We start from the raw sequence: 240 nt of genomic DNA, 5'->3' as shown, positions 1-240 counted from the left end.
CAGGTAAACTATGCGTCCAGTTTTTTATCAAAATTAATCACTTTATGAAACTTGTTTTAGCACCTATGGAAGGTGTCGTTGATTTTAAAATGCGCCAATTACTCACAGACATTGGTGGGTTCGATTTGTGCGTTACCGAGTTTGTAAGAGTGGTTGAAACATGCTTACCTGATAAAGTTTTTCATCGATTTTGCCCTGAACTACATAATAATGGATTTACGCGAGCAGGTACTCCTGTGC

At 38.3% G+C, this 240-nt stretch carries 1 protein-coding gene; it reads left to right on the top strand.

What is annotated here, in order from left to right:
* Positions 1-44 precede the first annotated feature (44 nt).
* On the top strand, positions 45-240 hold a 196-nt coding region (locus tag AAEY57_RS20965), incomplete at its 3' end, for a tRNA-dihydrouridine synthase (RefSeq protein WP_350608778.1).

It is taken from the genome of Pseudoalteromonas sp. MER144-MNA-CIBAN-0113 (assembly GCF_040308965.1).
Classification (GTDB): Bacteria; Pseudomonadota; Gammaproteobacteria; order Enterobacterales; family Alteromonadaceae; genus Pseudoalteromonas; species Pseudoalteromonas tetraodonis.
The sequence above is the reverse complement of the archived record's forward strand: the minus strand, read 5'-3'. Positions and strand labels throughout refer to the sequence as shown.